At 57.6% G+C, this 12,579-nt stretch carries 10 protein-coding genes; 5 read left to right on the plus strand and 5 right to left on the minus strand.

Features of this window, described 5'->3' with window-relative positions:
* Positions 1 to 5: 5 nt before the first annotated feature.
* The 3 genes from ACK4FF_RS15005 to fabR are packed head-to-tail and all read right to left on the minus strand — an operon-like array spanning position 6 to position 3,747.
* The gene (locus tag ACK4FF_RS15005) at positions 6 to 1,583 is read right to left on the minus strand and encodes an ArnT family glycosyltransferase (protein ID WP_409711051.1); all 1,578 of its coding nucleotides are present in this window, start codon (positions 1,581 to 1,583) and stop codon (positions 6 to 8) included.
* A gap of 44 nt (positions 1,584 to 1,627) precedes the next feature.
* Positions 1,628 to 3,049 (minus strand): UbiA family prenyltransferase, encoded by a 1,422-nt coding sequence (locus ACK4FF_RS15010; protein WP_409711053.1) that lies wholly within the window; start codon positions 3,047 to 3,049, stop codon positions 1,628 to 1,630.
* Complete coding sequence (gene fabR, locus ACK4FF_RS15015) at positions 3,046 to 3,747, minus strand: HTH-type transcriptional repressor FabR (protein ID WP_409711055.1); 702 nt, start codon at positions 3,745 to 3,747, stop codon at positions 3,046 to 3,048. Before fabR ends, ACK4FF_RS15010 begins: the two co-directional genes overlap by 4 nt.
* A 313-nt stretch (positions 3,748 to 4,060) precedes the next feature.
* Between fabR and ACK4FF_RS15020 the strand changes: the two genes are divergently transcribed.
* On the plus strand, positions 4,061 to 4,723 hold the full coding sequence (locus ACK4FF_RS15020) for a LuxR C-terminal-related transcriptional regulator (RefSeq protein WP_409711057.1): 663 nt from the start codon (positions 4,061 to 4,063) through the stop codon (positions 4,721 to 4,723).
* 55 nt (positions 4,724 to 4,778) lie between these two features.
* Positions 4,779 to 6,584 (plus strand): sensor histidine kinase, encoded by a 1,806-nt coding sequence (locus tag ACK4FF_RS15025; RefSeq protein WP_409711059.1) that lies wholly within the window; start codon positions 4,779 to 4,781, stop codon positions 6,582 to 6,584.
* Here the strand turns inward: ACK4FF_RS15025 and ACK4FF_RS15030 are convergent.
* Both ACK4FF_RS15030 and ACK4FF_RS15035 read right to left on the minus strand, forming a co-directional pair.
* On the minus strand, positions 6,565 to 7,686 hold the full coding sequence (locus tag ACK4FF_RS15030; RefSeq protein WP_409711061.1) for an anhydro-N-acetylmuramic acid kinase: 1,122 nt from the start codon (positions 7,684 to 7,686) through the stop codon (positions 6,565 to 6,567). The genes ACK4FF_RS15025 and ACK4FF_RS15030 overlap by 20 nt on opposite strands.
* 27 nt (positions 7,687 to 7,713) lie before the next feature.
* Entirely contained in the window at positions 7,714 to 9,114 is a 1,401-nt protein-coding gene (locus tag ACK4FF_RS15035) for a peptidoglycan DD-metalloendopeptidase family protein (RefSeq protein WP_409711063.1), read from the minus strand.
* 227 nt (positions 9,115 to 9,341) lie between these two features.
* Between ACK4FF_RS15035 and tyrS the strand changes: the two genes are divergently transcribed.
* The 3 genes from tyrS to glyA all read left to right on the plus strand — a co-directional run bounded on the left by tyrS (position 9,342) and on the right by glyA (position 12,579).
* Positions 9,342 to 10,529, plus strand: coding sequence for a tyrosine--tRNA ligase (tyrS, locus tag ACK4FF_RS15040; protein WP_409711065.1), 1,188 nt, complete (start codon positions 9,342 to 9,344; stop codon positions 10,527 to 10,529).
* 7 nt (positions 10,530 to 10,536) lie between these two features.
* Positions 10,537 to 11,265 (plus strand): histidine phosphatase family protein, encoded by a 729-nt coding sequence (locus ACK4FF_RS15045; RefSeq protein ID WP_409711067.1) that lies wholly within the window; start codon positions 10,537 to 10,539, stop codon positions 11,263 to 11,265.
* Between the two features lie 63 nt (positions 11,266 to 11,328).
* The gene (gene glyA, locus ACK4FF_RS15050; RefSeq protein WP_409711069.1) at positions 11,329 to 12,579 is read left to right on the plus strand and encodes a serine hydroxymethyltransferase; all 1,251 of its coding nucleotides are present in this window, start codon (positions 11,329 to 11,331) and stop codon (positions 12,577 to 12,579) included.

The raw sequence follows: 12,579 nt of genomic DNA on the forward strand, positions 1-12,579 counted from the left end.
AAGGTTCAGGGTTGCCCCGCATGGGCAGCCTTGAACCGGTTCAACACACCCCAGTCGCCAATTCTGCATTCATCCTCAAAGCCGTACTTTCGCCCGAACGGGCAATCCAGCACGGGCAGGCCTTGGGGGATTCGGTAGTATTTCTCCACCGCCTCACGCAGCACCACCTCACGAAAACGCGGGTAGTTGAACTGCTCACCATCCACCACGGTGAAACTCACGCCATCTACCACACGTGTGCTCACCTTGGTTGATTTGAAATACGGCGCATAGCTTGCGGGGTCAATGGGCTTGGCCTTGGCCACAATGCGGATGGGCTTGCCATCCATCTGCCGCCAATCCACAAACACATCGTCATTGCGTGCATGGTATTTGCCGGGCCCAAAAACAGGCACAGTGCGGCCAGCGTGGTAGCTCATTAATGCCGCTGGCGAATAGGCAATCGTTGCCAGTGTGCCCCCAGCGGGTAAATCTTCAGACAACTGACGAACAATGTCCCCGCCCTGACGATGGAAGATCACGTCGTCACGAAAACTTTCTGACCAGATGGACGGGTTGGCATGCATCAACGCAGCAAACAAGGCGATGTGAGGCAACGCCAGCCAAGCATTGAAGCGCACAAAGGCCAGCAACTTGGACTCCTGAACGCCCAAAGCCAACAGCACAAATGCGATCGGCAAGAAACTGAGCACCCAGTGCATGCCCACGGTTTTCTCAAGTGAGATCAACAGAAACAGCCCCAGCGGAATCCACAAGGCTGCAACCAGCGCCGATTGGCGCGTCCACTCGGCTCGGCCTTTCCACAAGGCCCAGACGACCCACGGGGTAAGCAAGTAAACCATCATGCCCAAATACGTTGCCACGGTTTTCCAACCCAGTTGCGCATCGTCATGCCGGTTCACCAGGTTGAACATGATGTTGTTCCAGCAGTTGTAGGCGTTGTAGGCCACATTGACCATGGCCACAGGCAAACCACCCAACACCAGGGCCCCCAACAACTTGAAGCGGCCTGTCGCCAACAAATGCACCACCAGCGCAAACCCCAGCAGCACCGCAAAATACTTGGACAGGAACGCCAACCCCGCCAACACACCGGCCAACACCATCAACAAGGCGCTGTTGCGTTGCCAGGCCAGCAAGTACACCCACACAGTCAAGCCGCAGAAAAAAATCAGCGGCGTGTCGGTGGTCACAAACACGCCAAACCAGGACACCGGCAACGACAGGTACACCGCCCCCGCCAGCCAAGCACGGCTCTCTTGCCCCTCAGGCAGCACATGCCGTGCAACCTTCACCACGCCCACTGCAATCACCGTCGTCAACAGCACCGTGGCCAAACGGATCACCCACGGCGCATGGCTGAACTGGGACAGCACCCACAACCACCAGCCAATCATGGGTGGGTGGTCGTAATAGCCCCAGTTTGGAAACAGCGCCCATTGGAAGAAAAAGGCTTCGTCGCTGGTGATGGGAAACCAAATGGCCAGCCACAACTTGAGGATCAAGGTTGCCGCCACAGTCCATTCAAACACCCGTCGTGATTGCTCCAGAGAAATTCGCCCGGGCATGGAAGTCGATGTCATGTGCTTACCCACAGGGGTCAGGGTTTAACAAATTAGCGGAATATTCAAGCAGCCAGCACGAACAGCAAACCGCTGGCCAACACAAAGCCCCAGCTCACACGGTCATTCAGGGCAAAGTGAACCGGGTCATCCACCATTTCACGGCGTGCGGTCAAAATCCAGATGCGCATCAACCAGAACAGAAACAAGGGGCACACCCCCCAGAGCCATTCCGGCGTGGCATACAGGCGCGAACCGTTGGTGCTGTCCACATACAGGGCCAACACCAACACCGACACAAAGCCGCTGGAAATACCCATGGACACCAAGTAGCTGAGGTCATCCATCCGGTAACCACGTCCCGAGGGCTGATCCACCCCTTCCTGTGCCAAAAACTCCAACTCAGCGCAGCGCTTGACCAAGGCCAGGCTCAAAAACAGGAACAGCGAAATGGCCAACAGCCAACTGGACAAATCAATACCCGTGCCCACACCCCCGGCCACAATGCGCACTGTGTACAGCAAGGCCAACAGCAACACGTCCACAAACGCAGTGCGCTTGAACACAAAGGTGTAGAGCAACGTCATCACCGTGTAAATGGCCAGCACCGCGGTGAAGGCCCAGCCGACCAACGTGGCTGACACCGCAAAACCCGCAAGGCCCAAGAAGGCCAGCCCAGCCAAGGCGTGATGGATGGGCAGCACACCGCTGGCCATGGGGCGCAGGCGTTTGCGTGGGTGTTGTCTGTCCGACTCCAAATCCATCAAGTCGTTCCACACATACGTGGCAGAGGCCACCAAGCCGAACGCCACAAAGCCCCACAGCGTGGTCACCCAGGCCTGCGTATCGGCCCGATGTGCTGCCAGCAAGGGCACAAACAGCAAGCCGTTTTTCACCCACTGCTGAACCCGCATGGCTTTCAACCAAGAACGAAGGCGGGCGGGGCGCTCGGTCTGAATGACATTCAATTCAACCCCAGCGGCCTTGGCCTTCAACTGCACCGCCTGCGAGGGGTTCACCGCCCACGCCTGTGCTGAGGCCGTCCAGATCGGCACATCCACACTGGCATCACCAAAGTAGGCAAACGGCTGGCCTTGGGCATCGGCCTGAATGGCTTTCAGCTTGGCCTTGCCTTTCAGATTGTGGGTGGTGCTGGCCAGCACCCGGTCGAACAAACCGGTTTGTTCCGCGACCTGGTTGACGTCCCTGGCCAACGACGCCGAGGCCAACACCAGGGTGTGGCCCTGCGCCTTCAGGCTTTGCAACCGGGCCACCACCTCACGGTTGAGCGGAAAAAACTGCCCGTGCCAAGTCACCCTGCGTGCCACTTCGGTTTTCAGGCGCCAGCCACCCTTCAGGGCCCACCACAGCAACAAAAACACGTACAGCACATTGCGCTTGAGCAGCAATAGGCAAGACTCCAACAACACGTCAGAGGGGCTGAGTGTGCCGTCCAAGTCGACATAAACGATCGGTTGACCCGTCATTGGCGGCCTGAAATTTCGTCCTGCAAGGAACCAGTGGGCACCTCTTCCCAATGGGCAGCCCCCAAGAACACCATCACAATCTGCTTGACGAAGTTGTCCTGCATCTCACGTTCAATCATGGGCTGCTCGGGCTTCAGGTCCAGAAAATCCACCGCCGAGTTCATCATCAAGGTGACCACCACGCTGCAAATCAGCAGCAATGAAGTGCCAGTCAGCTTGGGGAAAATATTCAGGGACCGAAGGTCGCTGGCCATTTCGTTGGTGAAGTGCGTGATTTCATTGCGAATCGCATTGCGCAAAGCGGGGGAACCCCCAGAGCGCTCCGAACTGATGAAGCGCCACTCCAGGTGGTGTTGCTTCAAGTAGTTGATGAACACATTCACTGAGTGGCGAATCATGTCCTCGCCGGGCAGGCTGGCCTGACGGGCCTCGCGCAACAACCGTCGCAGCGTCAAACCGGCTTCTTCCACCAAAGCCAACCCCAGTTCATCGGTTGTCTTGAAGTGCCTGTAAAAAGCGGTGGGTACCACCCCGGCCTCACGGGTAATTTCCCGAATACCCAGTGCGGTGAAGCTGCTGCCGTTGCCCACCAAAGCCAACGCCGCCTGCATCAGGTTTTGTCGGGTCTGCTCCTTGCGGCGCACCCGGGCCTGAAGCTCGTCTGCAGGCTTGGCTGCGGGCGTAAGTCGGTTTCTCATGAATGGGGCCCAAAGGCGGCAAAAAGGTCAGCAAACCTGCATTGTAATGAAAAACCCGCGCCAGCCGGGTATTTCAGGAAAAGGCGATGCATGGCCACTACAAGTGTACACCCCGTGATAAACATTACACATTTTCACCATTTGGAAATTTAATTGTTAATTTGTGAAAAATAGTTGAATATATTCAACAGACCGGATTAACTCACCCTAAAGAGGGTTGGATATCCCCCTTCTCCGCCACATCATGTTTGCATGATCCGTTGTAGTGAATCCGATCCAACTAGCTCTCACTTGGGAGGAGGCCGCCATGCCCATGAATCAAATTTTAGTCATTGAAGATCACCCCCTGTTTGCCACTGGCATCAAGGACCTTGTTGAATTCGTCGCCAACAACGCCGAAATCATTTGCGCATCGTCCCTGAACCACGCTCGGGAATTGCTGGACCACCATAACCCAGCGCTCATCATCACCGACCTGCGTTTGCCCGATGCACAAGGTCAAACAGTGTTAGATTCTTTGAGTCGCCTCCGGCCGAATGTACCCACGATGATCATGAGTGGTGACGACATTCTGCTGCGCTCCATTCAAACCAGCCAACATGCACCGGCTTGGTTGCTGTCGAAGTCTGAGGGGTTTGAACAAACCTCGGCACTGCTGCTTGAAGCGCTGACCCGCGCGGGTGTGCAGGTGCAATGGCGCCCCAATGCGCTGAGTAACCGTACTGGCCAGGGTGACCACGGCGGAAGCCGCAACAGCCACAATTCAGGCATACAGTTGACACACAAGCAGCAACAGGTCATGCATTACCTGGCCTCGGGTTTGTCCAACAAGGAAATTGCCCGAAAGTTGGACCTGTCTCCCGAGACCATCAAAACCCACCTTCGCGAAATTTTCACCCGCATGAATGTGAAGAACCGGACTCAGGCAGTCAGCTTGTACCGAAAGATACCCCGCTTGAACGCCACCAGCATTTAACCGCAGAACCTAGGCCCAGCCCGAGCAGGGGCTGGGCCTGTTCACCCAAAACAATATGCCGGAAACAATCACTATTGCAGCAGCCTTGGGGGGCATTTGTCTGATCCCCCTGATCGGAGAACAGGGCTCCAATCAGCGTCAAAATGCCAGCGGTTCGCTGGGCGCATTGCTGTTGGCCATTTCACTGTGGGCACCAGTGACGCCCACCACTGCGGACGGGCACCCCAGCCCTTACTACATCATCCTGTTTTTGGCTTCGGCATTGTTGTTTGCGCTGGCGTATGTGTATCGGCGGGTAGATCAACAAATCAACCGCAAGCAGCGTGTCCTTGCCCCATTGGCCATCAATGTCGTGGGTACCACCCTTGGGGCTTGTGTCCAGCAATTTGAGACCGTCCTGATCATGAGCGTGGCTCAGGCTGCCTCTTTATGCTGGTTAATGCTGGCCTACCGCGGGGCCTCAATCGCCAAGCGGATCAAAGGGTATGTGCTGGTTGCGCTTTACGCCTTGTCGACCTTCCTGATCAACCTTCACCTCAATGGTTTGGTCATTTCCGAGGCCATGCCCGCGTTGACAGAAGGCATGATGCTGGCACTTTTGGCGGGCACTTACCTGAACCTGTTGGCTCAAAGCGCGGTGATTAAAAGCGCTCAGAAACCCAGCCAAGGGCAAGCCCTTGAAGCTGCAGCCATGCAGGTGGCCTATCGGGGGCGGCGTGTACTGAAGGATTTCCGTCACGACTTGCGTCAACCGCTGAGCACCTTGGGCATTCTGGCCAGCGTGGGGCGTGCCATCGCCAAAGACCCTGAGGTCAGCGCCCGCTACCAGCACATTCAGACCGCCCAAAAAGCCTTGAAAACCATGCTGGAAGAATTCTTCGACCAGATGGAAGAAGCTGTTCAGTACCCATTCGACGAACAGCACGCCCCCCTCAAACCCGTCAAGGCGCATGATGTACTGGCCCCATTGGTTGAGGAATATCGGTTGTTGGCTCAATCTAAAGACCTGCAACTGCGCTATGTCGAAAACGACTTAAGCATCAATACACATCTCGAATCGCTGACGAAAATTCTGCGCAATGGCCTGGACAACGCGGTGAAATACACCGAACATGGGGGTGTAGTTGTTGGGGCGCGGCGCCGGGGCAACCGAGTGCTGATTCAGATTGTCGACACCGGCCCGGGTGTGTCCACAGACCCGGGACACCAGCGCAACAAAGGATGGGGCCACGGCTCCCGAATTGTTCAGGACCTCAGCGACCGAATTCTGGCCATGACACGCTGCGTCAACCGTGTCATCGGCGGACAGGTTCGGGGATCGATATTCGAAATCAGCCTGCCGGGCACGCAAGGCCAAGACAGAACCGATCCGCAGCAACCCATGCTCAAGGATCAACACCCGCTGGGCGCCTACGTCTATTCAGGCAGCCACGCTTTGGCGCTTCAGGTGGAAAAGCATTTCCCGGACTCCGGGTTCGATTTGGTCAATAAAAGCTGCATGACTTTAATCCGCAACGAGCTACCGGGCATACCGGCCAGCGTTGCCCCGGTGCTGGTAGCCATCACTGAAAATGAGAATCAGGAACACCAAGCCGTGCGTGAACTGAACAGGGCACGCCTTGTATGCAAACTGGAGCCCTTCTGCATCATCGTGTCGGCCAAAGAACATTTGCCGCAAGGCAAGGCCATTGACTTTCACAGCCCCATCATTCGAGTGCATTACCTGCCCGGGCAAATTGACGGTGCCATGAAAGTATTGTCTGAACTGTTCCCCGCCCGCAAGAGCAAAGAGTTGGAGCGGGGCCACGAGCGCCGTCCCGAGCTGGACGAACCTCTGGCAATCAACGCGGCGACTGAATAAGCCCCAATACGGCGGATTGCTGAGCCCCTGTCACAGTTGGGCAATTGGATGGCTGATCGGCAAGGGTTCTGGCAGCCATCCACGCAAAGGCACAGGCTTCCACGGCTTGTGTAGGCAGGCCCAAATCTTCGATACGGCGAACCGTGGCCATCGGGCAGGCGGCCTCGATTGCGCTGACCAGCACCGGGTTCATCACCCCGCCACCGCAGAGGTATAAATCGCTGACTTGGGGTGGAACACACTGACGCACAGACTCCACCGTCAGGGCCATCAACGTCGCCATCACGTCCTCGGCGCGGTCAGACAAGCCAGGAAAGTGTGACAGGGCATCGTCGAACACCGCCAAAGTGAAATCATCCCGTCCCGTGCTTTTTGGCCAGCCTTTCCCGAAAAACGGGTGGGCCAACAGCGCAGCCAGCAAACCCGGGTGCACAGCCCCAGAGGCGGCCATCACCCCATCAATGTCCATGGGCGTACCGGTGGTGCGCAAGGCCCACGCATCCATCCAGCAATTGGCTGGGCCGCAGTCGCCACCCAACACAGGCTGATCGGGGCCCTGAATCAAAGTGAGGTTGGAAAAACCACCGAGGTTCAGCACACCCGCTGGGCCGTGCACCCCCCGGCCCGCCAGCCAAGCCTGATGAAATGCAGGCGCCAACGGGGCGCCCTGCCCGCCCAAAGCGACATCCTTGCTTCGGAAATCGCTAACCACCGTCAAGCCGGTACTCACCGACAAGCGGGCTGGGTCAATCATCTGAAAGGTAATCCCCAGGTCAGGCCGATGCCGGATGGTTTGCCCGTGCACACCGAAACCCGCCACATCTGCAGCGGCCAGCCCCAGCAAATCCATCAACTGGCTGCAAGCCTGGCTGTAAACGTCGGTGAGGTCACGCCTTGCCACCAGCAGGTCAAGCAAGGGGTCGGCTCGGTTGGCGAGCGAAGGGGGAAGTTGCTGAAGAGCCAGCAATTCACGCTGAAGGTGAGGAGAGAAAGGCGTGCTGACCAGGCCCAGATAGTGAAGGGCCCCATCGGGCGCCACTCGCAGGGCAGCCACATCCACACCGTCGGTGCTGGTGCCGGACATGGCGCCAAAAACAATCATGCGAAAAAGCCCAAGAACGCCGAGGGCTTACTGGGCGCGTGCCACACGCACCACACCGGCCAATTCCATGCGACGGTCCATGGACAACTGGGTACGCTTGAATTCAGTCATCGCAGTGCGGTCCAAAGGCACCGGCTGAGCCACTTTCACGCCCAGCGGGTCACGGGGAGCGCCGCTGACGCGGAACTCGTAGTGCAGGTGTGGCCCGGTGGCCCAACCTGTTGAGCCTACGAAACCGATGATCTGGCCCTGTTCGATGGACTGGCCTTTGCGCAGGCCGCGCGCAAAACTGCTCAGGTGGGCGTAGGCCGTAGTCACGTTACCCGGGTGCTGAATTTCAACAAAATTGCCATAGCCATTTTGTTGACCGACAAACTTCACAGTCCCGCTTGATGTGGCCATGATGGGCGTACCGGTTGGGGCTGCGTAGTCCACACCTGTGTGGGCTTTCCAGGTTTGCTGGATGGGGTGGAAACGGCGGGAGGTAAAGCCCGAAGAAATACGGGAGAACGCCAAGGGAGAACGCAGGAACGACTTCTTCAGTGTACGGCCCAGCTCGTCGTAATAGCCGCCTTGCCCGCCTTTCGAAGCAAACCAATAGGCCTTGTGTGAACGGCCACCATTGATGAACTCAACGGACAGTACTCGGCCAGCACGGGCTGATCGGCCATCCAGGGTCAGGTCTTCATAGACCACACGGAACTCATCACCCCGTTGCAATTCCCTGTGGAAGTCAATCTCGGAACCGAAAATTTCGGTCATCTGCACAGCCACGGAATCGGGCAAGTCGGCTTTGTCAGCGGCAGCAAACAAGGAAGATTCAATGCGACCTGACTTGAACACCACCTGACGCTCAAACTGCACCGACTCCTGACGAGCGGTGAACTGACCGTTCAGGCGCTGGATCAGGATAGACTCTTGCTTGTCTTCATCCACGCCGCTGCGGTAACGCAACCACACCAGCTCGCCCGCTGCGTTTTGCTGCACGCTGATGACCCGGCCGGCCCGCAGGCTCACCAGTTTGCGCGCAACAGGGTCGGCCTTGATGAATGCGGCCAGCCCTTTGGTGTTGACGCCCAGGCGGTCCAGCATTTCAACCAAGGTTTCACCCCGACGAATTTTTTCTTCGGCCACCAAAGGGTCCACGGAAAACACGTCTTGTTGGGCAAGATTCAGCTCAATGGCCTCGATCACGGCCTCAGAGGAGTCGAAAGTGGGGAGCGAATTTTGGCCAGAGCCCGCGATTGCGACCACTGCACCCATAACGGGCAGCGAAAAAAACCCTACAATGACCCACTTCCGATGCACCGGTGACGCAGGCAAGGCAGCGTCGGCGGCTTGAACGCCCCGAACTGCAAGGCCTTTGGCAAGCTCAATGCCCCTCAATGTGGAGGCAATGACCTGCTGCAGAATTGTTTGAAGCATCATGTTTTTTGTCGTAATTGTTGGTTTTCAGTTGAATGAAAAGCGGGGCTCCGCGGGCCTTTTGGCCATCGTGTCGAACGCCCCAAAATGACGCATTTTCAAAAATACAACACGAACCGACCCGGAGTGTAACAAAGGATTGCCAAATGAGCCAGTCACCTGTATGCGGTGCGTCAAATAATTTACCTCCCGAACCTATTTTTTCCGAATCGGTTCAACATGCGCTGGCCATGACCAAGCACGGCTGCGAAGAACTGCTTGTTGAAGCCGACTGGGTTCAGAAACTTGCAAAAAGTGAAGCATCTGGCGTGCCGCTGCGGATCAAGCTGGGCCTGGACCCCACTGCGCCCGACATTCACCTGGGCCACACCGTGGTGCTGAACAAGCTCCGACAGTTGCAAGATCTGGGCCACCAAGTGATCTTCCTGATCGGTGATTTCACAGCCATGATTGGCGACCCATCGGGCCGCAACACCACCCGCCCGCCCCTGTCGCGGGAACAGATTCTTGACAACGCCAAAACCTATCACGAGCAAGCCATCAAGATTCTGGACGGCGACCGCACCGAAATCCGCTTCAACAGTGAATGGTGCACGCCACTGGGTGCTGAAGGCTTGATCCGGCTGGCGTCCATGCACACCGTGGCCCGCATGCTGGAGCGTGACGATTTCACCAAACGTTACAGGGACGGCACCCCGATTGCGATTCATGAATTCCTGTACCCGCTGATGCAGGGCTATGACTCGGTGGCCTTGAAAAGCGATCTTGAAATTGGCGGCACTGATCAAAAATTCAACTTGCTGGTGGGTCGGGAGTTGCAAAAGCAACACCAAATGGCCCAACAGTGCGTGCTGACCATGCCATTGCTGGTGGGACTGGACGGTGTGAACAAGATGTCCAAGTCCAAACACAACTATGTGGGTGTGACTGAAGCACCGGGTGAAATGTTCGGGAAAGTGATGTCCATCTCTGACGACCTGATGTGGGACTGGTACACCCTGCTCAGCTTCACTTCGCCTGCGGACCAAGCCGCCCTCAAAAAGGCCTGCGCCGAAGGCGCCAACCCCCGCAACGCCAAAGTGGCGCTGGCCCAGGAAATAGTGGCCCGTTTTCACTCTCAAGCAGCCGCGGAGCAGGCCTTGGCCGACTTTGAAGCCCGCTTCAAACAGGGGGCCCTGCCCGAGGACATGCCCGAAGTGCACCTCAATTGCCCAGAGGGCGAAGACGATGCAGCCATTGCCTGGGTGTTGAAAGCGGCAGGCCTGTGCGCCTCGGGCTCGGAAGCCAACCGCAATATTGAACAAGGCGGTGTTAAGGTAGGTGGCGAAAAGATCAGTGACAAAGGCACCCGCTTGGCCAAGGGCGAGCACATTGTTCAAGTCGGCAAACGCCGTTTTGCACGCGTGCACCTGGGCTGACCCACCGATGAACCCATTTCACTCACTGTGGCCCAAACCGGCCAGCACCACTCGACTGGTGCTGGTGCGCCACGGCGAAACCCCATGGAACGTCGAACAACGCTTTCAGGGGCACACCGACATTGGCCTGAACCAACGGGGCATTGAGCAGGCCCACAAAGTGCACCAAGCCATGCACCTTGCCCACACCCGCTTGCTGAAAGACGACCAAGGCCCGCTCATTGATGCCTGCTACAGCAGCGACCTCAGCCGTGCCCAGCACACCGCACAGATCATTCGGCCAGACGACACTGTGCCTATTCAACTGTTGACCGGGCTTCGTGAGAGGCATTACGGCGATTTTTCCGGCCTCACCAGCGCGGAAATGGCCCAGAAAAACCCGAATCAATTCCAGATCATCTCGCAGCGGCAACCTGACGGCCCGGTGAAAGACGGTGAGAGCCTGCGCCAATTCAACACCCGGGTGATGGACGCTGTGACGGCCATACTGCAACAACATACCGGCCAAACCGTGCTGGTGGTGGCCCATGGCGGCGTTCTGGACTGCATTTACCGGCATGCCCAAGGCATTGACCTTGCCCCCAAAAGGGCCTGGTTGCTGCCCAACTGCGCCTTGAATGTGATGGACCAACCGCCCGGTCAAGGGCTGCAAGTCCGGCTTTGGGCGGACACGCACCATCTGGACCTGAACACAAGCCAGCCCGCTGGGGACGAGGTCGATGGCCGGGTGGCCTAAAGCCTTGAAAATGGGTTAAAATTGAAGGCTGTGTACCCTTGCTTCAATTCCCACGGAACCACTATGTTTGACCGCCAAAAGGGCATCGCCCAAATCGACCCCGAACTCTGGGCAGCCATCGAACTGGAAAACACTCGCCAGCACGACCACATCGAGCTGATCGCCTCTGAAAACTACGCCAGCCCGGCGGTCATGGAAGCCCAAGGCTCCCAATTGACCAACAAGTACGCCGAAGGCTACCCCGGCAAGCGTTATTACGGCGGCTGCGAACACGTGGACGTGGTCGAACAACTGGCCATTGACCGCCTGAAGCAACTGTTTGGCGCCGAAGCGGCCAACGTGCAGCCCAACTCGGGCTCGCAGGCCAACCAAGCGGTGTTCTTTGCCCTGCTGCAACCCGGTGACACCATCATGGGCCTGTCGCTGGCCGAAGGTGGTCACCTGACCCACGGCATGCCCCTGAACATGTCCGGCAAGTGGTTCAAGGTTGTGTCGTACGGCTTGAACGAACGTGAAGAAATTGATTACGACGCCGTTGAAAAACTGGCCCGTGAAACCAAACCGAAAATCATCATCGCTGGTGCATCGGCTTACGCCCTGCGCATCGACTTCGAGCGCTTCGCCAAAATCGCCAAGGAAGTGGGTGCCTATTTCATGGTCGACATGGCCCACTACGCCGGTCTGATTGCTGCGGGTGTGTACCCCAACCCCGTGCCTCACGCCGACGTGTGCACCTCGACCACCCACAAAAGCCTGCGCGGGCCTCGTGGTGGCGTGATCCTGATGAAGGAAGCCATCGCCAAGCAGATCAACAGCGCGATTTTCCCCGGCATTCAAGGTGGCCCGCTGATGCATGTCATCGCGGCCAAGGCCGTGGCTTTCCACGAAGCCCTGCAACCCGAGTTCAAGGCCTACCAGCAACAAGTCGTGAAAAACGCCCAAGTGCTGGCTGAAACCCTGGTCGAGCGTGGTCTGCGTATTGTGTCTGGCCGCACCGAAAGCCACGTCATGCTGGTTGACCTGCGTGCCAAAGGCATCACTGGCAAGGCGGCTGAAGCAGCGCTGGGCCTGGCTCACATCACCGTGAACAAAAACGCCATCCCCAACGACCCTGAAAAACCCTTCGTCACCAGTGGCATTCGCTTGGGCAGCCCCGCAATGACTACCCGCGGCTTCAAAGAAGAAGAAGCCCGCTTGGTGGGTAACCTCATCGCTGACGTGCTGGAAAACCCGGCCGATGAAAGCACCTTGGCCGCTGTGCGCGCCAAAGTGTCTGCATTGACCGCCCGCTTCCCGGTATACAGCGGCAAGTGA

It is taken from the genome of Limnobacter sp. (assembly GCF_046297615.1).
In the GTDB taxonomy this organism is placed as follows: Bacteria; Pseudomonadota; Gammaproteobacteria; order Burkholderiales; family Burkholderiaceae_B; genus Limnobacter.

Excerpts from the sequence above, each read along its gene's own strand:
- ACK4FF_RS15005 (WP_409711051.1), bottom strand. The coding sequence starts at position 1,583 with ATGACATCGACTTCCATGCCCGGGCGAATTTCTCTGGAGCAATCACGA.
- ACK4FF_RS15010 (WP_409711053.1), bottom strand. The coding sequence starts at position 3,049 with ATGACGGGTCAACCGATCGTTTATGTCGACTTGGACGGCACACTCAGC.
- fabR (WP_409711055.1), bottom strand. The coding sequence starts at position 3,747 with ATGAGAAACCGACTTACGCCCGCAGCCAAGCCTGCAGACGAGCTTCAG.
- ACK4FF_RS15020 (WP_409711057.1), top strand. The coding sequence starts at position 4,061 with ATGAATCAAATTTTAGTCATTGAAGATCACCCCCTGTTTGCCACTGGC.
- ACK4FF_RS15025 (WP_409711059.1), top strand. The coding sequence starts at position 4,779 with ATGCCGGAAACAATCACTATTGCAGCAGCCTTGGGGGGCATTTGTCTG.
- ACK4FF_RS15030 (WP_409711061.1), bottom strand. The coding sequence starts at position 7,686 with ATGATTGTTTTTGGCGCCATGTCCGGCACCAGCACCGACGGTGTGGAT.
- ACK4FF_RS15035 (WP_409711063.1), bottom strand. The coding sequence starts at position 9,114 with ATGATGCTTCAAACAATTCTGCAGCAGGTCATTGCCTCCACATTGAGG.
- tyrS (WP_409711065.1), top strand. The coding sequence starts at position 9,342 with ATGACCAAGCACGGCTGCGAAGAACTGCTTGTTGAAGCCGACTGGGTT.
- ACK4FF_RS15045 (WP_409711067.1), top strand. The coding sequence starts at position 10,537 with ATGAACCCATTTCACTCACTGTGGCCCAAACCGGCCAGCACCACTCGA.
- glyA (WP_409711069.1), top strand. The coding sequence starts at position 11,329 with ATGTTTGACCGCCAAAAGGGCATCGCCCAAATCGACCCCGAACTCTGG.